Here is a 22,000-nt window from a genome sequence, read left to right as displayed (position 1 = left end):
TAATGTTTTCTCAATGTAAAGTTAATGTTACGAAATCGTTAAGGAATGAAAAAAGTAATAGTTTATGATATATATTGGTTATCATTTTATTGTTGAACCTAAAGAGTTAGGAACGGAAATATTGATTGCAGAGCTTGGAGAAAGAGCTTTTGAAAGTTTTGAAGAAACCGAAGTAGGGGTAAATGCTTACGTGCAAAAGGATTTATGGACCGAGGATATTTTGGACGGAATATATATAATGGAGTCTGATCAATTTGCCATTACTTATACAAAAGAGGAAATAGCTCAAGTCAACTGGAATGAAGAGTGGGAAAAGAACTTTGAGCCCATTGATGTAGATGGTATTTGTTATGTACGTGCTCCTTTTCATCAATCCAGAGGAGCAAAGTATGAAATCGTTATTGAACCTAAAATGAGTTTCGGTACAGGGCATCACGAAACGACCTATATGATGATTCGCCAACTATTAAATAATGACGTTATAGGTAAACGTGTATTAGATATGGGGTGTGGAACTTCCATTCTTGCTATTTTAGCTTCTATGAGTGGTGCAGTAACAGTTGATGCTATAGATATTGATAATTGGTGTTATCTTAATTCAATAGAAAATGCTACTCGTAATAACTGCATGAACATTTCTGTATATGAAGGTGATGCAAGTATATTATCAAAAGAACCGAAGTACGATGTGATACTAGCCAATATTAACCGAAATATTCTACTTAATGATATGGTACATTATGTCGCTTGTTTGGAATCAAATGGTGAAATATATTTTAGTGGATTTTATACAGAAGATATTGAGGCTATAAAAAATTGTGCTGAAGCAAAAGGTTTAGTGTATGAAAATCAATTAGAAAGAAATAATTGGGTATCTTTGAAATTCAGAAAGGCTTAAATAAACAATTAAGAATCATTGAAATATGAGTACGAAGGAGCAAATTCTAGAGAAAGTTGATATTGCAGAGCTACTTAATGGAACTAGTGAATTAGTTTTGCATAATGATGATGTCAACACGTTTGACTATGTGATAGAAACACTTATTCGAGTGTGTAATCACACAAGTTTACAAGCTGAGCAATGTGCTATGTTAGTACATTATAAAGGAAAGTGCACTGTAAAAAGTGGTGAGTTTGAAAAGTTAAAGAACCAATGTTTACAACTATTAGATGCCGGTCTAAGTGCAGAAATAGTTTAATAGACATTTAGATCAATTGTATTTGATCATAAAAATGAACAAAAAGCAAGTTATCTACATTAGATAACTTGCTTTTTTTTGGTATAAGTTTATTGTCATGTATTTTCAAGATTGACTTTTTAGAGACTGCAAAAAAAGCTATGAAAAATATTTTTATGATAATGGTTGTCGTTGTAATGTCTAGTATTGATGGTTATGCGCAGATGGGAGTTAAGGTAGAGGTACCTTTACCAGATTTACATGTTAATGGTAATATGCAAGTGTCAAAAGATATTCGATTAGGTGGTACTGCAACAACTTTAGGTGATCCTGGAAAAAATGGTCAAATATTGAAGTCTAATGGTCCAGACAAAGCGGCTAGTTGGGCTACATTAGCAATACCAGAGGTGCCAGCTACAAGTTCAGGTTCATTAATTGCTGTAAATGGTAATATGCAGATTGCAGAGGAGATTACATATTTAATGGATACTGATTTTAAGTTTACTGAAACGATGATTGAACCTAAGATTATTAATACTCTAAATACTAAAATTATAGATACTTGTAATAATATTTAAATTCTGGATCCTTTAAAGTTGATGAAACTGGTATTTATCTAGTGACTATTAATGCTCAACTTTCTTATGATACTTTTGGTGATGATGAGGAAAGTAGAGGTGCGACTTATGATCAAACGATTAAAATTCGTCCTGTTATAGGAATTTGGGAAGATAATTTTGTAAATCCTGAAACCGCAAAAATTGGAAGATGGTTGGCAAGAACAAATGATACTTATACGGCTATGCCTAATAATAAGATAGGTTTCCAAACATATACTTTAATAACTGCTGTGAAATTAGTTAAAGATGTAAAATAGTCTTTTCGTGTTGTTACTGGGTTTCTTTCAAAAAAGCATGAGTTAACAGTTAAAGCTTTTAGTGAGGGAAATACAGGAAGCGGACCTGTATCTTATTACTCAGTAAAAAGATTGAATTAGTTTCTTTGCAATTAGTAGTTTTTCTAGTAACAGGTGAAGTCTAGGTTATCTAGTTTTTTATAGGATTATATATCTAATGTGTTACCTTTGAAAAAAATAATCATTATGAAGAAAATACTTATGTTGTGTATGCTCATGGTTGTTTCTCTACAGTCATGTGTAATGAAAGAGGAAATACACGTTAATAGAAAAGGGAATATCGATTATTCTTTCAACTTAGACTTTTCTGAATTGATGAAGTTTTCACCTGATGCAAAAGATAGTATGCAAAAGGATATGGGGAAAGCTTTAGATTTCTTTAATGGAAAAGAGTTGACAATCGAACAATATCTTGACCTTGCTTTAGCAAAAGAAGAGAATGGACAAGAAAAAAAAGATAGTTTGTTAGCAGAGCATCCAGACCTGTTCAAAAATTTAGACAATGTTCTTATTAAATTTGTAATGAATGATAGTGTTGGTGATGTAAACTTTAGAATTGATGCTGAGGATTCTGATCAATTGAATAAAACGTTTGCTCAATTAGAAGAATTAAGCAAAGTAACAAAAGATAAAGAGAACCCATCAAAAGATGCAATGGACTTTAATTCAGTAGTCAGTGAAAAGACTTATTACGAGAGCAGTAAGAAAGTATTTGAGCGAAAAGTAAAAGAGGTTGATACTGCTGAAATGAAAAAGACAAATATGGGTGGAATGGATAAGATGTTTACCTATATTGTAAAGGTTAGTTTTGACCGAAAAATTAAATCTGTATCTTATCCAGATGCTGTGATTAGTGCAGATGGAAAAAGCTTTACGAAAGAGTTTAAAGTTGGAGATATTATGGAGGATCCTACGATACTAGGATATAAAGTAAAATTGAAATAAAGAAGATATAAAAAAAACGAGCAATTGCTCGTTTTTTTTATATGCTTGGCCTTATAATTTATTCATGTTTCCAGCTAAGGCTTCGATAAACTTACCGATAGGACCTTTAACCATCATTGCCATCATAGGGTTGAAGCTTCCTTCAAACTGTAATTGTATTTCGGTTTTTTCAGCATCTACCTCTGTAATATTTCCTGTTAATGTAAAAGGAAGTTTATCACTAGCTGCTCCTAAAATTACTGTAGAGTTAGGTGTTTGCTCTTTCTTTTTAAGTTTAATCTCAGGCATACCTTTCAACGCGAAGATAAAAGAATCCTCTCCTGTTACTTCAAATTTAGCAATTGATTCAGGCATTAATTTTTCAAAGTTTTTAACGTCTGTCAAAGCATTAAAGATATATTCTGCTGATTTATTTACGGTTACTTTTGGACTTTCTAAATTCATATCCTTTTGTTTTTGGGGTTATTATTGATTCCACTGGGCAGGGTTTTTTCTCCACTCTTGTAGTGTGTCAAAATCACTGTCTGAAATGTATTTCTGATTCACGGCATTTTCTAATAGTGAAGTATAGTTGCTAAGTGTTGTTAATTCAATACCCGCTTCTTTAAAGTTGTCCTCAGCTACTTGAAACTCATAGGTAAAGATTGCAGCCATACCTAGGATATTAGCACCATTAGCTTTTAAAGCTTCTACTGCTTGTAAGCTACTTTTTCCAGTACTGATAAGGTCTTCGATTACCACTACAGATTTACCAGCCTCTAATTGTCCTTCTATTTGATTTTGTCTTCCGTGCTTTTTTGGTTCAGGACGTACATAAACAAATGGTAGTTCCAATGCCTCTGCTACAAGTAACCCTATTCCGATAGCTCCAGTAGCTACCCCTGCGATTACATCTGGTTTGCCATATTTTGCAATGATGTTCTCTGCAAATTCTTTTTGTAAGAATTTTCGGATTTCTGGATAAGACAATGTAATACGGTTGTCACAATAAATTGGTGATTTCCATCCTGAAGCCCATGTAAAAGGATTTTTAGGATTTAATTTAATTGCGTTAATTTGCAGAAGTGACTCGGCTGTTTTGTGTGCTGTTTCTTTATTAAAAATCATAATACAAATGTATAAAGTTTTTGTAAACGACAAACCATTGTTTCTGACAGATAAAATCGAGAAAGAAACCGATTTTAAACTGTTCTTATTAGATAGTGTCGATATCGACAAAATTATCATTAAATATTTTCAAAATAAAATAGATAAGGCTTTTTTATATCATCCTAACGAAAAACAGATATTAAAGAAGATAAAGGAGAAGATACCTGTTCAGAAAGCAGGTGGAGGAGTCGTCTTTAATGATAGAGGAGAGGTATTGTTTATTTTGCGTAGTGGTAAGTGGGATTTACCTAAAGGAGGAATTGAGAAGAATGAGGAGATGGAAGAGACCGCTATGCGCGAGGTTGAGGAGGAGACAGGTGTGTCAAATTTGTCTATTGTTCGAAAATTGCCAAAGACCTATCACATTTTTAAACGAAATGGTAAATATAAGTTGAAAATAACTACTTGGTACGAAATGACGAGTACATACGAAGGTGAGTTAGTAGGACAAATAGAAGAAGGAATAGAACAAGTGGCTTGGTTAAACAAGGATCAAATACGTGAGGCAATGAATAATTCCTATGAGAATATCAAGCTATTAATTGATGAGTTAGGTTTATTAAAGGAATAATATTTGTCTTTAAGCTCGTTTAGATGCAATGATGCTTGAAGAATACTTGCAGTATAGTTGAGGTTTTCTTGCCAAGAGATAGGCTGTTGGGTACTAAAGTGCACCTAAACCTAAAGTATACCTATAGGATTTGGCAAGAAATAGAGACAAAGGAAAGTATATAAGAAAAGCCTATCTAACAAATTGTATTAGATAGGCTTTTGTATGTTTTAGGATTATAATCTCACTGTTGATGGGACTAATTTAGTATAATCACCTTTGTTTCTTATTACATCTCTTACAATACTAGAGCTAATAAAAGAGGTACTAGCAGCAGTTAGTAAAAAAACAGTTTCAAGTTTTGTAAGAAAGCGATTGGTATGCGCAATTGCTTTTTCGAACTCGAAGTCAGCTGGGTTTCTCAATCCTCTTAGGATAAACTTCGCATCTACTTTGAAACAGAAATCCGTTGTTAGCCCTTCATAGGTTGCTACTTTTATTTTAGGCTCATCTTTGAAGGTTTCTTCGATAAAACGCTTTCTTTCTTCTAGTGTAAACATATACTTTTTGTCAGAGTTCACGCCAATGGCAACGATGATTTCGTCAAATAGAGGTAGTGCTCTTTGTATAATATCGAAGTGTCCGTTGGTGATAGGATCGAAAGAACCGGGTAGTACTGCTCTTCTCATATTCTTCTGTTTATAATTAATTTGCTGATTGCAAAGCTAAGACAATTGCATTGTCAAACAAATCAGGCAGAGGAATATTTGCCTCTTTGGCTTGTTTTGGCAAGATGCTTTCACGTGTTAGTCCGGGCACCGTATTCATTTCTAATAAGAATGGAACGCCATCGACAATAATAAATTCACTACGTGAAAACCCTTTCATGTTTAGTATTTTATAAATGCGTATAGCTATTTCTTCTACTTTAAGCTTAGTTTTTTCATCAATTCGCGCAGGAGTAATTTCTTGAGACTTACCTAAGTATTTAGCTTCGTAGTCAAAGAAATCATTTTCTGAAACAATCTCGGTCATTGGAAGAACTATCACTTCTCCGTGATAGTTGATTACTCCTACCGAAACTTCTGTTCCATTTAAGAAGCTCTCAATGATTATCTCATTGTCTTCTCTGTAGGCATTTTCAATAGCTGTTAAGAGTTCTTCAGTTGATTTTACCTTTGATATGCCAAAGCTCGATCCAGAGCGATTAGGCTTTACAAAACAAGGTAAACCGACGCGTTGTATAATCATTTCAGTATCGATATAGTCACCTTGGTTTAAGTAATATGAAATAGCGGTCTTAATTCCATAAGGTTTTAATACCGACAGCATATCTCTTTTGTTCATTGTTAGTGCAGCTTGATAAAAGTCACATGAAGTTTGTGGCATACCAATAAGTGAAAAATAAGCTTGTAATAAACCATCTTCACCTGGTGTTCCGTGTATTGCATTAAATACAACATCAAACGAAATTTTCTGATTATTGACCACTATCGAAAAGTCATTTTTATCAATAGGAAATTCTTGGTCTTGATCATTTACGTACACCCATTTATCTTCTAGGATATGTATTTTGTAAGGAGTATACTTTGTTCGGTCCAAACTTTCATACACTACTTGACCACTGGTTAAAGAGATTTTCCATTCACTTGAATAGCCTCCCATGACGATTGCTACATGCTTCATAAGAAATATTTTTTTTAGAAGGTTGTAATCTTTATTGATCCTTCTCTAAAACAAATGTATAATAAAAGAAAGAAACAAAAAACCTTTAAAGTAAGTAGTTGCTCTTAAATAATCGCAACGAATACTTTCTAGTTTTTTTGGATTGTTTTTTTTTGATGATTTAGACTTGCTAACTAGTAAATTCCAGGGAGGAAATGATGAAAGTATTACTTGAAATATCAAGTAAATAAGCTTTTGCAAGAAGGTAGAAAGGTGAGGGGATTTTTTGAAAAGGTTACATGAAAAAGAGTGCTGGGAGGATATAAATAAATCGGGAGAGAAAAATCAAGAATGAAAAATCAAGAATGAAAAATCAAGCATTTGTCTTGATTTTATATCTTTGCCTAAAATTAATAAGTATGAAAATAGTTAAGTTTTTTGTCAGTAAAGCTTTTTGGATATCTGTAATTGTAGCTTTATTACTTTGTGTATTAGGAGCGTTTATAGCATTACAGTGGCTAGATAAAACGACAAATCACGATCAAAGAATAGAGGTGCCTAATATTACAAAACTAACTAGTGAACAGGCTATAAATAAGTTAAAAGAGAGTAAACTACAAATGGTAGTTCTAGATACGTTGGATTTCAATAAAAATATTCCACCACTTTCTATTGTTGAGCAGAATCCAAAGGCTGCCACTTTTGTAAAAGAAAACAGAAAAATATACGTAAAGATCAATGCTGCTAAATATAGAAATTTAATGTTGCCTAATTTAGAGGACTTAACGTATAGACAAGCATTGACAATGATTACTTCATTAGGGTTGCGCAAAGGTAAAGTTAGTTATAGTCCTAGCATAGCAAAAGATGTAGTACTGCGTGTATCTCAAAATGGGAAAGAATTAAAACAAGGTGATCAAGTGCAGAAGAATTCTGTTATTGACTTTGTATTAGGGGATGGTAGAGCACCATTATCACCAGAGCAATTGGATGTAGCTCCAGCAATTGAATAAATATCAAGAGAATATAGATGCTAGAAAATAATGTAGAGATGTTTGACGACATGGAAGAAGAGTTGTATGAACATTATAGGTTTGAAGCGGGAAAAGGACAAGCACCGTTGCGTGTAGATAAGTTTTTGATGAACTTAGTAGAGAATGCAACACGCAATAAGATTCAACAAGCGGCAGCTAATGGAAATATATTTGTCAATGATGTACCTGTAAAGTCAAATCACAAGGTTAAATCAATGGATGTTGTCCGTGTCTTGATGAAGCAACCTCCTTTCGAAAATGTCATTATTCCAGAGAATATTCCTTTGGATATTATTTATGAGGACGATGCGTTATTAGTGGTGAATAAGAAGCCTGGTTTAGTAGTACATCCAGGACATGGAAACTATACGGGAACACTTGTGAATGCGTTGGCATATCATTTTGAAAACCTACCATTGAACAGCAGTGAACGTCCAGGATTAGTACACCGTATCGATAAAGATACAAGTGGGTTATTAGTGATAGCCAAAACAGAGGTAGCTATGGCTGATCTGCAACGACAGTTTGCTGAAAAGACAACAGAGCGCGAATATGTAGCTATTGTTTGGGGAAATGTCGAAGAGGAAGAAGGTACAATTGAAAGTTATATCGGTCGCCACGTTAAAGATCGCATGCAAATGGCAGCTTTTGACGATGAAGAGAAAGGAAAGTGGGCTGTAACACATTACAAAGTGTTAGAACGTTTAGGTTATGTGACTTTAGTATCATGTCGATTAGAAACAGGACGTACACATCAGATTAGAGTGCATATGAAACATATTGGACATACATTATTCAATGATGAGCGATATGGAGGAAATCTAATCTTGAAAGGAACAACCTTTACAAAGTATAAGCAATTTGTAGAAAACTGTTTTCAGGTATTGCCTAGACAAGCATTACACGCGAAGACTTTAGGGTTTGAGCATCCTGTGACAAAAGAATATATGCGATTTGATACAGAAGTTCCAGATGATATGCAACAATGTATTGCAAAATGGAGGAATTACGCACATAATTCAATTCAAGAAAATATATAATAACGAAAGCTATATCGATTAAAAGATGTAGCTTTTTTAGTTTACTTTGTTAAAGTATATCATTTAATTATTTATTTTCTATTCCTATTTTATACTTTTACAATTGAAATAAAAATATACACAAACGAATTTTTTAGTAAACTTTTTATTTTAGCATTAGATTCGTTTTTTAAGTGTATGTCATACGATAAATAACAATGTTAGAACAGTTTAAACAACATCTACGTGATCGTTTTCCGCTTGTAGCGAAGAAAAGGTTACTTATTGCGGTAAGTGGAGGGATTGATAGTGTTGTTTTGTGTCATTTGTGCAAGGAGGCTAAGATTCCTTTTGTCATGGCACATTGTAATTTTCACCTTAGAGGAGAAGACAGTAATGAGGATCAGGCTTTTGTAGAAGCTTTAGCCCAAACGTTAGGCGTAAATGTTTTGGTGCAATCTTTTGATACCGAACAATATGCATCAGAACAGAAAGTGTCAATTCAGATTGCAGCTAGAGATTTGAGGTATGATTGGTTTGCATCCTTGATTCGAAAGGAAGGATATGACTATTTATTGACCGCTCATCATTTAGATGATTCTATAGAGACGTTTTTGATTAATTTCTCAAGAGGGACAGGGATTACGGGACTATTAGGTATACCCGAGCAGAATGATTATATACTTAGGCCATTGTTGCCTTTTACACGTGAAGAGATAGCTACCTATGCAGCTGAACATAAAATAACGTGGAGAGAAGATTATACAAATGCTCAGACAAAATATTTGCGTAATAAGTTTCGAAAGCAAATAGTTCCCTTGTTGAAGGAGATCAATCCACAATTCACAAGATGCTTTAGTGATACGATTAGTAATTTGACTGATACGGCGTTATTAGCGAATGATGCATCAACATTAGAGTATAACAAGGTGGTAACAAAGCAAGGAGATGGAAGTCTTGTGTTTGCGATAGATAAATTAAATAAACTATCTGAACCTAAGGCTTATTTGTATCAATGGTTGCAACCCTATGGTTTTACAGCTTGGGATGATATCGTACATCTGCTAGAAGCGGAAAGCGGAAAAATTGTATATTCTAAGAAATATGTGTTGCTAAAAGACAGACAAGTACTTATATTGCAACCGAAAAGTATAGAAGAAGAGAATAAAGAACAAATATATTATTTAGCAAAAGGGCAAAATTTAGAAGAACCACTTAAGTTAGCAATAATAGCGCATGAAGATGGAGAAATGAAGGTAGATTCTACAACTATATTAGTTGATGAGGATCGATTGACATTTCCATTAATAGTGCGTAAACACAGAAGTGGAGATAAGTTTGTTCCTTTTGGAATGAAAGGAACAAAAAAGGTAAGTAAGTATTTTAAAGACGAGAAGTTTAATCAGTTTGAGAAAGAAAATACTTGGCTTTTGTGTTCAGGAGATGAAATTGTATGGGTTATTGGTAGTCGAATGGATGAACGATTTAAAATACGAAGTACAACAAAAAACATTATTAAAATACAAATTACAGTATGAGAAAATTAGCTTATTTGCTACTCTTATTCTTGTCGTTTTTCACTGTGCAGGCACAGATGATGATGAATCCAGCGGTATGGACGACAAAAATAGAGAAAGAATCAGACACGGAATATACGATTACGTGGAATGGTACAGTGGAAGAAGGGTGGCATTTGTACTCTCAGTATACAGCTGATGGAGGAGCGTTGCCATTGACATTTGAGTATAATAACTTGGAGGGTAATTACGAGTTAGTCGGATCAACGACTGAAAGTAAGACTGTCAAAAAGTATAACGATATCTTTGAAGTTGATGAGACCTTTTTTGAAGGACCAATCACTCTGGTTCAAAAGGTGAAAGTAACTAACAGAGATGTTTCGAATATACAGGTAGAGATGGAATATCAGGTTTGTGAGGAAATGTGTATCTCACAAAGTAATCTATTTGTCTATGACTTGAAATCATTAACAGCTCAGGAGGTTAAAAACTTTGAAGAGTACGAGCAAGGGAAAACGGTTGTTACTTCAACTGAGACTTCTAAAACACAAGGAGCGATTACAAAAACAGAGAGCAAAGGATTGTTTACCATATTCTTTTTGTCATTCTTATCTGGTTTTGCAGCATTATTAACACCATGCGTATTTCCGATGATACCAATGACGGTAAGTTTCTTTACAAAGCAAAGTAAAACAAGAGCAAAGGGAATTAAGAACGCAGTATTTTACGGAGTATCTATTATTTTAATTTATGTAATTTTAGGTACTGTAGTGACAGCAATATTTGGAGCAGACTCATTAAATGCATTATCTACCAATGTGTACTTTAATGTTATTTTCTTCTTGTTATTAATTGTTTTTGCAGCATCATTCTTAGGTGCTTTCGAGATTATGTTACCTAATTCATGGGCAAACAAAGTAGATTCGCAGGCTGATAGAGGAGGTTTAATAGGAATCATCTTTATGGCTTTAGCTTTAGCGATTGTTTCGTTTTCTTGTACAGGGCCTATTGTAGGAACTTTGTTAGTAGAAGCAGCGTCTAAAGGAGGAATTGCACCAGTAGTAGGTATGTTAGGTTTCTCTTTAGCTTTAGCGCTACCTTTTATGCTTTTTGCTATGTTTCCAGGGTGGTTAAATTCAATGCCGAAATCAGGAGGCTGGTTAAATACAGTAAAAGTATCTTTAGGATTTTTGGAGTTAGCATTAGCGTTCAAATTCTTATCTAATGCTGATTTAGTATTACAAGCACATTGGTTAGAAAGAGAAGTTTTCCTTGCTATCTGGATTGCTATCTTTGGTACTTGGGCACTATACTTGTTTGGAAAGGTAAGGTTACCACACGATTCACCAGTAGAAAGTATATCGGTAGGTCGTCTATTTATGGCGTTGTTTGTCTCTATATTTACTATATATATGATACCAGGTTTATGGGGAGCTCCACTGAAGATTATTTCAGGATTTCCGCCACCATTGACGTATGCGGAGAGCCCATATGGAGTAGGAGGTAAAGGAGGTGCATCTGCTGGAGAAGTAGCAGCTCTACCAGAAGGCGCTAAACTAGGTGCTCATGATATAGTTGCATTTACTGATTATGAGAAAGGTTTAGCTTATGCTAAGTCAGTTAATAAACCGATCTTATTAGACTTTACAGGTTTTGCATGTGTAAATTGTCGTAAGATGGAGGATTATGTATGGTCTGATCCTACAATTATGTCAATTTTAAAGAACGAGATCGTTTTGATTTCACTTTATGTAGATGATCCTACAAAATTACCAGAAGGTGAACAATATATATCTGAGACAAGTGGTAAGAAGGTAAAGACGATTGGAAACAAATGGAGTGATTTTCAAATGAAGCATTATCAAGCAAATGCTCAACCGTATTACATTGTGTTGGATACAGATGAAAGTCGATTGACTGAGCATGTAGGCTATACTCCAGATATTGAAGAATACAAAAAATGGTTAAAAGAAGGAATCAATAAAAAGAAATAATTATTGATAATTGATATTATTGCAGAGCTTCTAAGTAATTTACTTAGAAGCTCTTTTTTTTGCAAAACAGCAGTGAAGTGTTTATTTTGAGAAAAAGTTAAGAATTAAGTTAATATCTTTGGAAGACTCAATAGTTTCGAGTATCTGTATTCATTGAATTGCGGATGGCTAATTGAGGTACTTTTAGAAAAATAAAAACGCTATAAAATGAAAAAGAATTTAATTGTAGGAGCTTTTGCTTTGTTGTCAATTTGTGGAATAGCACAAGTTCATACTCCTTCGACAAGTACTAAATCAGAAGTTCATCAAGTGGTGGGGCTGACAGACGTGAAAGTTGATTATTCACGCCCTAATATGCGTGGACGGTTAATTTATGGAGATTTGGTTCCTTATGGTCGACTTTGGCGAACAGGAGCTAATATGAACTCCATTGTAACTTTTGGTAATGATGTGGTGATTGATGGAAAGACATTGAAGAAAGGATCATATGCTATTTACACTATTCCTAAAATAGAGGAATGGGAGGTGATTTTTTATAACGATGTGAATAACTGGGGGCTTCCGGAGAAGTGGGATGATAGTAAAGTAGCCTTGTCTACAAAAGTTAAGGTGATGAATTCCAATCGCAAACACGAGACTTTTACTATAGCGGTGAATAATGTCAATATTGACTATGCAGACTTAGAGATCATGTGGGAGAAGACAGTAGTACCTGTTCGCTTCTATGTCCCAACTGATAAGTTAGCAATGGAGACAATTGAAGATACTTTTGCAGGACCAAAGGTGATTGATTATTATGCTGCTTCAGAATATTTTTACTTGACAAATAAGGACTACGACCGAGCACTAGATTGGATAAATAAAGCAATTGAGAAGTCAGGAGATCAGATACCTTACTATTTTGTTCGATTAAAATCTCAAATTCAAGCAAAGTTAGGAGATAAGGTAGCTGCAGTAGAAACTGCTAAATGGGCGTTAGCTTTAGCAGAAAAAGCGAATAATCTTGATTATATTAAGATTAATAAAGATGCTATAAAGGAGTGGTCTAAATCGATATAAAAGGTTTAGGTTTACCAGATTTAGTTGTGATTAAAGATACGATTAGGTAATGCTTAAAGGATTTAATTTTACCAGAGAATATATGAAAGAGCTTCTCAAAAATAAACACCGATAAGTTATAAATCTAAATGGTCTGCGTTATTGAAAGAGAGAGTTTCCTAATTGGAAGTCATTATTAAAAAGATAGTCCATGTGGACTATCTTTTTTTATTTAATTTCTTACTTTATGATGAATACTTTATCTTTGTCCTTTAACAACACAATCTAAAATATGCTAACAGAATTAAATGCAATTTCCCCTATTGATGGACGTTATAGAGGAAAGACTAATGCACTAGCTAATTATTTTTCAGAAGAGGCCCTTATTAAGTACAGAGTACTTGTTGAAGTAGAGTATTTCATTGCTTTATGTAATCATGGCTTACCTCAATTAAAAGATGTTTCTTCTAGTTTGTTCCCTGAACTGCGCAAGTTGTATCAAGACTTTACAACAGCAGATGCACAATGGATTAAAGATAAAGAACGTATCACTAATCACGATGTAAAAGCAGTTGAATATTTTATTAAAGATGCTTTTGATCGTTTGGGATTAGAACAATACAAAGAATTTATTCACTTTGGATTAACTTCTCAAGATATTAATAATACATCAATTCCACTACTAACAAAGGAGGCTTTTCACGATGTATATATGCCATTATTTATTCGTGTAATAAATAAATTGAAAGAATTAGCAACTGAGTGGAAAGATGTACCAATGTTGGCTCGAACACATGGTCAGCCAGCTTCACCAACTCGTCTAGGTAAAGAACTATTTGTTTTTGTAGAGCGTTTGGAAGAGCAACTTCGCTTATTGCAAAATGTTCCATTTGCAGCTAAATTTGGAGGTGCTACGGGTAACTTCAATGCACACCATGTAGCTTATCCAATGTATAACTGGAAACAATTTGGAACTGATTTTGTTGAATTAACTTTAGGATTAAAACATTCATTCCCTACAACTCAAATAGAACACTACGATCATTTTGCTGCATTCTTTGATGGATTAAAACGAATCAATACTATTCTTATTGATTTAGATAGAGATGTATGGACATATGTTTCTATGGATTATTTCAAGCAAAAAATAAAGGCAGGAGAGATTGGTTCTTCGGCTATGCCACATAAAGTTAATCCAATTGATTTTGAAAACTCAGAAGGAAACTTAGGGATTGCAAATGCTATTTTAGAGCATTTAGCGGCGAAATTGCCTATTTCACGTTTACAACGCGATTTAACGGATAGTACAGTATTGAGAAATGTAGGAGTGCCTTTTGGACATACAGTTATTGCTTTTGAATCAACATTGAAAGGATTAGATAAGTTATTGCTAAACGAGGCTAAGTTTGCTCAAGATTTAGAAAATAACTGGGCTGTAGTAGCAGAAGCTATTCAAACAATTTTGAGAAGAGAAGGTTATCCTAATCCTTATGAAGCATTGAAAGATTTGACAAGAACAAATACAGTTATTAATCGAGAATCAATACATTCATTTATTGATACATTAGCTGTATCTGAGCCTATTAAAGTAGAATTGAAACAAATATCACCTGCCAATTATTTAGGTGTAGATATATTGTAAAACAGATCGACTATATAAAAAAATCCACTCATTTTGAGTGGATTTTTTATATAGTTAGAGCTTTAAGTTATTTATTTATAACATACTCTCTTGCTAAAACTTCCTTTCTGTGTTTTAGTCCAAAGTCTCTTAAAGCCATAATTAAAGGCTCTAAGGATTTAGCATGTGGTTCTAAGGTATATTGGATTCGTATGGGAGATTCGTCATAAACAGTACGTTTAATTAGTTTATGTTCCTCTAGATCTTTTAATTCTTTAGCTAAAACTTTAGCCGTTAATTTTGGAATACTTCGCTCTATTTCTTTAAATTTCTGGTTTCCTGACCAGATAGAAACAATTATTTGCAATTTCCATTTCCCACTGATGACATCAATTGCATCTCTAATAGGTAATAAAGAATGAAGGCACTCTATATGTTTGTTTTTGGTCATAATATTAGGGTTGTATGATTACCTTTAGGTAACTAGTGTATTTTAGAAACCCAAAGTACATAGATTTGCTGAAACAAAAATCTCTAATTAAAAGAAGGAAAATATGAAAATAGGAATTATAGGAGCCGGAAATATTGGAAGCACATTGGCAAAACACTTTAAAGTTTTGGGACATCAAGTGAGTATTGCTAATTCGAGAGGATCCGAGAGTTTGTGGGAGTTAACACAATCACTAGGTATTACTGCAGCTACGGTTTATGATGTAGCGAGAAATAATGATGTTGTTTTAATTGCTATTCCACAGATAGGTGTGTTAAATTTGCCAAGAGACTTATTTGAAGGTGTTAGTGATGAGGTAATTGTAATAGATACATGTAATTATTATCCATTGTTAAGAGATGGGCAAATTGAAGCGATTGACTTAGGAATGACTGATTCTGAATGGGTTTCTTCTATTATAGATAGACCAGTAGTAAAGGCTTTTAACTCTATTACCTACCTTAACTTAGCTCAAGCAGGTTTGCCAAAAGGAAACGATAAAAGAATAGCTTTACCTGTTTCTGGCGATGTACAGCATCACAAAGAAGTGGTCAGCGAGTTAATTGATACTATTGGATTCGATGTTGTTGATAATGGGACATTGTCTGATTCGTGGAAACAAGAACCAGGAACTCCAGTCTATTGCACAGATTTGGCTAAGCAAGATTTATTAGATAGACTAAGTGCTTTGGGAGATAATAGAACATATGAAGTAAAAGAGCAACTTATGGAAAAACGTATAGCACAAGAAAAGCAGTTAATCGCCTATTTTGAAGAGGTAGAGAAGTAGTTCTTAAAGACAATCTAAATAAAGAAAGCAAATTTCTATAGATTAGAAATTTGCTTTCTTTATTTTAAATTGTTATTTTCTTTAATGACTTCACTTTTCTGTTTCCTAAAAAACTCGCTGTCATCAGTGCTATTGAGAGAAGAATGCTAGAAATATTGAATTCTTCTTTAAAGATAATAGCATCAACGTTTTTTACAAAGAGTATTACACCGACGACTAAGAGCAAAAAAGCTATAGCTTTGATTAGATTAAGGTTTGTCCGACCCATAAGTATGTTTTTTCATGGTTAATGTATTCTAAAGGTACTGAATATTAAATAAATGGCAAAATAGTAGTTTAAATCTAAAAGGTCTGTTGTGAATCTATGCGCTATAAGCAGGGCTAGTTAAAAAGATTCATTGAAAGTGAGATCAGTCATCATAAATTTTAATAACATAAATAAGTGAGTCCTTATTTTAAAGTATATTTGCTTTTTGTAAAAAAGAGGAGATATATTTTGAGATATTTTTTAGAATTTGCTTATAACGGAACTCATTATCACGGATGGCAAATACAGCCTAATGCAAATACAGTACAGGAGACTTTAACCACTGCTATTTCTACGTTGTTACGTGCGCCAATCGAATTGGTTGGTGCTGGTCGTACTGATGCTGGAGTTCATGCAAAACAAATGTTTGCTCATTTTGACTATGAAATAAGCTTTGATAAAGATTCTTTAATTCAAAAGATGAATTCGTTTTTGCCACAAGACATCGTAGTATATGCAATTCATCCAGTAGATACAGAAGCTCATGCTCGATTTGATGCGACAGCACGTACATATGAGTATCATATGCACTTATATAAAGATGCCTTTTGCAATAATCTGAGTTTTTATCATTTCAAAGCTTTAGATGTCCAAAAGATGAATGAAGCAGCTAAGGTATTATTTGAATATGAAGACTTTGAATGTTTTTCGAAAACTCATACTGATGTATTTACTTTTAATTGTACAATTTATAGAGCAGAGTGGACAGTTATTGATAAACAGAAGTTAGTTTTTACTATTTCAGCTAATCGATTTTTGCGTAACATGGTTCGCGCAATTGTTGGAACATTAGTAAATGTTGGTTTAGGAAAAATTAGTGTTGAAGATGTTAGAACAATAATAGAAAGTAAGGATAGAGGGCAAGCTGGTTTCTCAGTACCAGGAAAAGGATTATTTTTAACTCAAGTAAGCTATCCTTATCTATGAAAAAGTTTCGATCAATCTCATTAAGAAAAATTTTAAGTTACGCAAAACCTTATCAAAGAAGATTTAACTGGGTTATAGTTTTTGCGATTGCATTGTCAATATTTGCTGCTGTTCGTCCTTATATGCTGAAACAGACTGTTGATAACTATGTTCAGACTAGAGATCAAGAGGGGCTATTGTTTTACATCGGCTTGATGGCATTAGTGTTGACAGGGGAAGTATTGTCACAGTTTTACTTTACCTATTGGGCTAATTGGTTAGGTCAAGATATTGTTAAGGATATACGAGAAAAGCTTTTTGATAAGATACTGAGTTTTCGGATGCGTTATTTTGATAAAGAACCAGTTGGAAAGTTAGTAACCCGTGCGGTGTCAGATATTGAGTCTATTGCCAGTATTTTTAGTCAAGGACTTTTTATGATAGTCAGTGATGTGTTGAAGATGTTTGTCGTGTTAGGCTTTATGTTTTATATGAATTGGAAACTGAGTTTAATTGTCCTAGTAGCGATGCCTATATTGGTTTATGCAACTCGTATTTTTCAATTGAAAATGAAGTCTGCTTTCCAAGAAGTACGTACACAAATTTCTAATTTGAATACCTTTGTTCAAGAGCGATTGACAGGTATGAAAATTGTACAACTATTTACACGGGAGCAAATAGAGTATGAAAAATTTGAGGAAATTAATCAAAAGCACAATCAAGCTTGGTTAAAGAATATATTGTATAATTCTATTTTTTTCCCGATTGCAGATATAGTATCTTCTTTAACTTTAGGATTTGTAATTTGGTATGGAGGAATGTCGATAGTTGAAGGAGATAACCTGACTACTTTTGGAGATTTGTTTGCTTATACCATGCTGATTACGATGTTGTTTAACCCTTTGAGACAAATTGCAGATAAGTTCAATGTTATGCAGATGGGGATTATAGCAGCGGAACGTGTATTTGATGTGTTAGAAACTGATGAACAGATGACTGATAGAGGAACTGTGATAGCACCTCAGTTTAAAGGTAATATTTTATTGAAAGATGTTCGATTTAGTTATATTCACGAAGTAGAAGTATTGAAGGGTATAAGTCTGTCTATCCCTGCAGGGAATACAATTGCTATTGTCGGATCTTCTGGAGCAGGAAAGTCAACTATTATTAATTTACTTAATCGTTTTTATGATATTGATAGTGGAGAGATAAAGATTGACAATACTGATATTAATGCATTTACGCTTGCTTCTTTACGCAAACAGATTGCCGTAGTACTCCAAGACGTCTTTTTGTTTAGCGATACGATTTTTAATAATATTACTTTACATAATCCAACGATTAGCCTTGAACAAGTTGAGTTAGCTGCCAAGCAAATTGGGATACATGAATTTATTACAAGTTTGCCTGGTGGGTATGACTATAATGTGAAAGAACGTGGTGTTATGTTATCTTCTGGACAGAGGCAACTCATAGCATTTTTACGTGCTTATGTTAGTAATCCGAGTATTCTTATATTAGATGAAGCGACCTCTTCAATTGATACTTATTCTGAAGAGCTACTTCAAAAGGCAACAGATTATTTAACAGAAAATAGAACATCGATTATTATAGCCCATCGTTTGGCAACTATCGTTAATGCTGACCAGATTATCGTAATGGATAAGGGAGTTATTGTGGAAAAAGGTACTCATCATGAGTTGTTAAATATTGAAGAAGGATATTATAGAAACTTATATGAATCACAGTTTAAGGCTGTGAAAGAAGAGAGTAATGCTTAATAATTATAAAAAATAAGCATACCTACTAAAAAGAATAGGTGTTTTATGTACAGAAAAAAGGCCTTTGTTTTTTGAGTGTTTTCAAAAAACAAAGGCTTTTTTTGTGAATGTGATTAAAAGAGGTGATTATTTTTTGAATATGATTGATAATTGCCAAATAAAGGAGTAATAACTTTTCTAATTGAAAGTTTTACTTACAGAAATAAATCTGTATTTTCGTAGCATTAAATATAGAAATATTTACATATATGAAATTCGATATTATTGTTTTAGGAAGTGGCCCTGGAGGTTACGTGACTGCAATCAGAGCTTCTCAATTAGGCTTTAAAGTTGCAGTAGTTGAGAAAGAAAACTTAGGTGGGATTTGCTTAAACTGGGGATGTATTCCTACAAAAGCACTTTTAAAATCTGCTCAAGTATTTGAATACCTTCAACACGCATCAGATTATGGATTAACAATCAGTGGAGAGGTAGATAAGGATTTCAATGCAGTAATTGCACGTTCACGTGGTGTAGCAGAAGGAATGAGCAAAGGTGTTCAATTCTTGATGAAAAAGAATAAAATCGAAATCATTGATGGTTTTGGAAAAGTAAAACCTGGAAAGAAAGTAGAAGTAACTGATAAAGACGGAAAAGTAACTGAATTATCTGCAGATCATATCATCGTTGCAACAGGTGCTCGTTCTAGAGAGTTACCAAACTTACCACAAGATGGTAAAAAAGTAATTGGTTACCGTCAAGCAATGACTTTACCACAACAACCAAAGAAAATGATTGTTGTTGGTTCTGGAGCTATTGGAGTAGAGTTTGCTTATTTCTATAATGCAATGGGAACTGAAGTTACTATTGTTGAGTTTATGCCTAATATTGTGCCAGTAGAAGATGAGGATATCTCAAAGCAATTTGAACGTTCGTTGAAGAAAGCAGGTATTAAAGTGATGACTAATTCCTCTGTAGAGAAAGTTGATACTACAGGTGAAGGAGTGAAAGCAACTGTGAAAACAGCAAAAGGAGAAGAAGTTATTGAGGCTGATATCGTATTATCTGCGGTAGGTATTAAGTCTAATATTGAAAATATCGGATTAGAAGAAGTAGGTATTGCTACAGATAGAGATAAAATCTTAGTAAACGAATATTATCAAACAAATATCCCTGGTTATTACGCTATTGGTGATGTTGTACCTGGGCAAGCATTAGCACACGTGGCTTCTGCGGAAGGTATTTTATGTGTTGAGAAAATTGCTGGGCACCATGTGGAGCCTTTAGATTATGGAAATATTCCAGGATGTACATATGCTACACCAGAGATTGCTTCGGTAGGTATGACTGAAAAGAAAGCAAAAGAGGCTGGATATGATATCAAAGTTGGTAAGTTCCCATTCTCAGCTTCAGGTAAAGCTAAAGCTGCAGGTACTCCTGACGGATTTGTTAAAGTAATTTTTGACGCTAAATACGGAGAGTGGTTAGGATGTCATATGATTGGAGCAGGTGTTACTGATATGATTGCTGAGGCAGTTGTAGCTCGTAAATTAGAAACAACAGGTTATGAAATCTTAAAAGCGGTACACCCACACCCTACAATGAGTGAGGCTGTAATGGAAGCTGTAGCTGATGCTTACGGTGAAGTTATTCACTTATAAGATTGAAGTAGTATAAAATATTAGATAGAGGTTGTCAAATGGCAACCTCTTTTTTTGTGCGTTTGATTCTAGTAGAGAGATTTAAGAGGATATGAAAAAATAATGTTTATTTTTACGAGATAACTAATCAATAACTACAAATAAATTAAAAACATGAATAAGCTTTTTACGCTTGTAACTCTGTTTTGTGTTTGTTTACTACAAGCACAGGATTTTAATCAATATTTTGAACAGAAAACCCTAAGGTTAGACTATATCTTTGGGGGAAACTTAGAAGATCAATATATTTTATTGGATGAAGTGAGTTCTTATCCCCAATGGGCAGGTAGGATTCACAATTTAGATAAGAATGCGCTTAAAGGGAATGGTCAGGTTCGCATTTATGACGCTAAGAGTGAAACATTGATATATACCAATAGTTTTAGTACGTTGTTCCAAGAGTGGCTTTCTACGGAAGAAGCTACAAAGGCAACGAAGAGTTTTGAAAATGTATTCTTAGTTCCTTTTCCTAAAGAAAAAGTAACTATTGAGCTAGTTTTATTTGATATGAATGGAAAGGAAAAAACGAAATTAGTACAATATGTTGACCCTAGTGATATTCTAATTCATAAAAAAGGAGAGCACGATGTTACTAAACATGAATATGTACACAAGGCGGAAGATGATTCAAAAGCTATTAACGTAGTATTCGTTGCTGAGGGATTTAAGGAAGGAGAAATGGATAAGTTTATGGAGGCAGTTCATGTGTCGGTTGAACAATTGTTTGCACATGATCCTTTTAGTCAATTCTCTGCTAATTTTAATTTTATTGCTGTACAGAGCCCTTCTATAGATTCAGGCGTAAGTGTGCCACGTGAAGGTGATTGGAAAAAGACAGCTGTAGAGTCGAATTTTGATACGTTTTATTCTCAACGTTATCTAACTACGAATCGCATTAAGAAATTACACGATATATTAGCGGGTATTCCTTATGAGCACATTATTATTTTAGCGAATACTGATGTATACGGAGGAGGAGGAATTTATAATTCTTATACACTTACCACTACTGGACACAAAGACTTTAAACCGGTAGTAGTACACGAATTTGGTCATAGTTTTGCAGGTTTAGGAGATGAGTATTTTTACCCAAACGATGTGTTAAGTGACTTGATTTCGAATGCTTCAGAACCATGGGAGCAAAATATAACTACTTTAGTTGATTTTGATAGTAAATGGAAGAAAATGCTAAAAAAGGGTACACCGATCCCTACATCGACTAAAGATGCTAAAAAGTATAGCGTAGGTGTGTATGAAGGTTTAGAAGGGAATAGAATATATAAAGGAGCCTTAGATTGCCGAATGAAAACAAATCAATACTCTGAGTTTTGTCCAGTGTGCCAAAATGCTATAAAAGAATTAATAGAGTTTTATACCAAATAGAATGAAAAAGCTTTTCTCTAAAAAGAAAAGCTTTTTAC

22 protein-coding genes are annotated in these 22,000 nt (G+C 33.8%); 17 read left to right on the top strand and 5 right to left on the bottom strand.

The features are described from left to right. Positions 1 to 64 precede the first annotated feature (64 nt). The 5 genes from prmA to GJV77_RS05300 all read left to right on the top strand — a co-directional run bounded on the left by prmA (position 65) and on the right by GJV77_RS05300 (position 3,039). Positions 65 to 898 (top strand): 50S ribosomal protein L11 methyltransferase, encoded by an 834-nt coding sequence (prmA, locus tag GJV77_RS05320; RefSeq protein WP_155035316.1) that lies wholly within the window; start codon positions 65 to 67, stop codon positions 896 to 898. A 25-nt stretch (positions 899 to 923) separates the two neighbouring features. Further along, positions 924 to 1,199, top strand: coding sequence for an ATP-dependent Clp protease adaptor ClpS (locus tag GJV77_RS05315; RefSeq protein WP_155035315.1), 276 nt, complete (start codon positions 924 to 926; stop codon positions 1,197 to 1,199). A gap of 140 nt (positions 1,200 to 1,339) precedes the next feature. Further along, positions 1,340 to 1,756 (top strand): hypothetical protein, encoded by a 417-nt coding sequence (locus GJV77_RS05310; RefSeq protein ID WP_155035314.1) that lies wholly within the window; start codon positions 1,340 to 1,342, stop codon positions 1,754 to 1,756. 41 nt (positions 1,757 to 1,797) lie between these two features. Then, a complete protein-coding gene (locus GJV77_RS05305) occupies positions 1,798 to 2,055 on the top strand; it encodes a hypothetical protein (RefSeq protein WP_155035313.1) in 258 nt (85 codons plus the stop codon). Positions 2,056 to 2,280: 225 nt separating this feature from the next. Continuing rightward, positions 2,281 to 3,039: a hypothetical protein gene (locus GJV77_RS05300; protein ID WP_155035312.1), complete on the top strand. Its 759-nt coding sequence runs from the start codon at positions 2,281 to 2,283 to the stop codon at positions 3,037 to 3,039. A gap of 51 nt (positions 3,040 to 3,090) precedes the next feature. On the opposite strand, the gene GJV77_RS05295 is transcribed toward GJV77_RS05300, so the two are convergent. Together GJV77_RS05295 and pyrE are read right to left on the bottom strand one after the other, a co-directional pair. Next, positions 3,091 to 3,483 carry an SRPBCC family protein gene (locus GJV77_RS05295; protein ID WP_155035311.1) on the bottom strand — a complete coding sequence of 131 codons (393 nt, stop codon included), beginning with the start codon at positions 3,481 to 3,483 and terminating at the stop codon, positions 3,091 to 3,093. 21 nt (positions 3,484 to 3,504) lie between these two features. Then, positions 3,505 to 4,146 carry an orotate phosphoribosyltransferase gene (gene pyrE / locus GJV77_RS05290; RefSeq protein ID WP_155035310.1) on the bottom strand — a complete coding sequence of 214 codons (642 nt, stop codon included), beginning with the start codon at positions 4,144 to 4,146 and terminating at the stop codon, positions 3,505 to 3,507. 7 nt (positions 4,147 to 4,153) lie between these two features. Between pyrE and GJV77_RS05285 the strand changes: the two genes are divergently transcribed. Next, positions 4,154 to 4,759, top strand: coding sequence for an NUDIX hydrolase (locus tag GJV77_RS05285; protein ID WP_155035309.1), 606 nt, complete (start codon positions 4,154 to 4,156; stop codon positions 4,757 to 4,759). Between the two features lie 215 nt (positions 4,760 to 4,974). Here the strand turns inward: GJV77_RS05285 and coaD are convergent, their stop codons facing one another. After that, on the bottom strand, positions 4,975 to 5,427 hold the full coding sequence (gene coaD, locus GJV77_RS05280) for a pantetheine-phosphate adenylyltransferase (RefSeq protein ID WP_155035308.1): 453 nt from the start codon (positions 5,425 to 5,427) through the stop codon (positions 4,975 to 4,977). Positions 5,428 to 5,443: 16 nt separating this feature from the next. Then, positions 5,444 to 6,424: a D-alanine--D-alanine ligase gene (locus GJV77_RS05275; RefSeq protein ID WP_155035307.1), complete on the bottom strand. Its 981-nt coding sequence runs from the start codon at positions 6,422 to 6,424 to the stop codon at positions 5,444 to 5,446. A gap of 398 nt (positions 6,425 to 6,822) precedes the next feature. On the opposite strand from GJV77_RS05275, the gene GJV77_RS05270 reads away from it, so the two are divergent. From GJV77_RS05270 to purB, 6 genes are all read left to right on the top strand, one after another. Next, on the top strand, positions 6,823 to 7,416 hold the full coding sequence (locus GJV77_RS05270) for a PASTA domain-containing protein (RefSeq protein ID WP_155035306.1): 594 nt from the start codon (positions 6,823 to 6,825) through the stop codon (positions 7,414 to 7,416). Between the two features lie 17 nt (positions 7,417 to 7,433). Beyond that, entirely contained in the window at positions 7,434 to 8,477 is a 1,044-nt protein-coding gene (locus GJV77_RS05265; RefSeq protein WP_155035305.1) for an RluA family pseudouridine synthase, read from the top strand. Positions 8,478 to 8,674: 197 nt separating this feature from the next. Next, positions 8,675 to 9,994 carry a tRNA lysidine(34) synthetase TilS gene (tilS, locus tag GJV77_RS05260; protein WP_155035304.1) on the top strand — a complete coding sequence of 440 codons (1,320 nt, stop codon included), beginning with the start codon at positions 8,675 to 8,677 and terminating at the stop codon, positions 9,992 to 9,994. Continuing rightward, positions 9,991 to 11,967: a protein-disulfide reductase DsbD family protein gene (locus GJV77_RS05255; protein WP_155035303.1), complete on the top strand. Its 1,977-nt coding sequence runs from the start codon at positions 9,991 to 9,993 to the stop codon at positions 11,965 to 11,967. The genes tilS and GJV77_RS05255 overlap by 4 nt, the downstream gene beginning before the upstream one ends. A gap of 207 nt (positions 11,968 to 12,174) precedes the next feature. Then, a complete protein-coding gene (locus GJV77_RS05250; RefSeq protein WP_155035302.1) occupies positions 12,175 to 13,026 on the top strand; it encodes a DUF2911 domain-containing protein in 852 nt (283 codons plus the stop codon). Between the two features lie 271 nt (positions 13,027 to 13,297). Beyond that, positions 13,298 to 14,647: an adenylosuccinate lyase gene (gene purB / locus GJV77_RS05245; RefSeq protein ID WP_155035301.1), complete on the top strand. Its 1,350-nt coding sequence runs from the start codon at positions 13,298 to 13,300 to the stop codon at positions 14,645 to 14,647. A gap of 67 nt (positions 14,648 to 14,714) precedes the next feature. On the opposite strand, the gene GJV77_RS05240 is transcribed toward purB, so the two are convergent. Further along, the gene (locus GJV77_RS05240; protein WP_155035300.1) at positions 14,715 to 15,077 is read right to left on the bottom strand and encodes a winged helix-turn-helix transcriptional regulator; all 363 of its coding nucleotides are present in this window, start codon (positions 15,075 to 15,077) and stop codon (positions 14,715 to 14,717) included. Positions 15,078 to 15,180: 103 nt separating this feature from the next. Between GJV77_RS05240 and GJV77_RS05235 the strand changes: the two genes are divergently transcribed. The 5 genes from GJV77_RS05235 to GJV77_RS05215 all read left to right on the top strand — a co-directional run bounded on the left by GJV77_RS05235 (position 15,181) and on the right by GJV77_RS05215 (position 21,962). Further along, positions 15,181 to 15,906, top strand: a complete 726-nt coding sequence (locus GJV77_RS05235; RefSeq protein WP_155035299.1) for an NADPH-dependent F420 reductase — start codon at positions 15,181 to 15,183, stop codon at positions 15,904 to 15,906. Between the two features lie 496 nt (positions 15,907 to 16,402). Beyond that, positions 16,403 to 17,140: a tRNA pseudouridine(38-40) synthase TruA gene (gene truA, locus GJV77_RS05230; protein ID WP_155035298.1), complete on the top strand. Its 738-nt coding sequence runs from the start codon at positions 16,403 to 16,405 to the stop codon at positions 17,138 to 17,140. Further along, complete coding sequence (locus GJV77_RS05225) at positions 17,137 to 18,900, top strand: ABC transporter ATP-binding protein (RefSeq protein ID WP_155035297.1); 1,764 nt, start codon at positions 17,137 to 17,139, stop codon at positions 18,898 to 18,900. Before truA ends, GJV77_RS05225 begins: the two co-directional genes overlap by 4 nt. Positions 18,901 to 19,148: 248 nt before the next feature. Continuing rightward, positions 19,149 to 20,540, top strand: a complete 1,392-nt coding sequence (gene lpdA, locus GJV77_RS05220) for a dihydrolipoyl dehydrogenase (RefSeq protein ID WP_155035296.1) — start codon at positions 19,149 to 19,151, stop codon at positions 20,538 to 20,540. Positions 20,541 to 20,693: 153 nt separating this feature from the next. Next, entirely contained in the window at positions 20,694 to 21,962 is a 1,269-nt protein-coding gene (locus tag GJV77_RS05215) for a M64 family metallopeptidase (protein ID WP_155035295.1), read from the top strand. Positions 21,963 to 22,000 lie beyond the last annotated feature (38 nt).

Origin of the sequence: Myroides pelagicus (assembly GCF_009711055.1) — a bacterium.
Lineage (GTDB): Bacteria > Bacteroidota > Bacteroidia > Flavobacteriales > Flavobacteriaceae > Flavobacterium > Flavobacterium pelagicum.
This window is presented reverse-complemented; position numbering and strand designations above follow the sequence as displayed.